The following is a 569-nucleotide window of genomic DNA, read 5'->3' as shown; positions in this document are numbered from 1 at the left end:
TGGGCGACATCGGAGGCTGTTTGATCCTCAAGCCACCGACCGGGTGCAACCTCTGGATGCGAAGCATCTGTGGAGTGCGGCGGGAACCGCCGCTTTGGCGGCGCGTTGGGAGGTGCTTGAACCCTTCGCCCTGATAACGTCCGGAAAGTTGCGCACATTTTTTGGGTGATCTAGGTATGGGCCAGAGCAAACCATGATTGAAGAAGACAAGACGACAGTGTTCGAGAACGAATTGAATGCGGTGGAGTCCCAGCCCGGCAACGTCATCAGCATTGATGAGGGCGTGATCCGGCAGCACCTGGACAGGATGGTTGTGCGCACCGTGGAGGAGACCCTCAATGCCCTGCTGGATGCCGAGGCGGACAGGCTTTGCGGGGCCAGACGCTACGAGCGCAGTCCTGATCGGGTGGACACCCGTGCGGGGCACTACGAGAGGCAGTTGCACACCAAGGCCGGAGAAGTCACCCTGCAGGTGCCCAAGCTGCGCAAACTGCCCTTTGAATCGGCGATTATCGAGCGCTACAAACGGCGGGAGGTGTCAGTGGAGGAGGCGTTGGTCGAGATGTATC

The 569-nt window shown here is 59.9% G+C and carries 1 protein-coding gene; it reads left to right on the top strand.

From position 1 onward, the window contains the following. Positions 1 to 193 precede the first annotated feature (193 nt). Positions 194 to 569: transposase (locus BV034_RS34105; RefSeq protein ID WP_265593800.1), on the top strand; the 376-nt coding region annotated here is incomplete at its 3' end.

It is taken from the genome of Verrucomicrobium sp. BvORR034 (assembly GCF_000739635.1).
Lineage (GTDB): Bacteria > Verrucomicrobiota > Verrucomicrobiia > Verrucomicrobiales > Verrucomicrobiaceae > Verrucomicrobium.
This window is presented reverse-complemented; position numbering and strand designations above follow the sequence as displayed.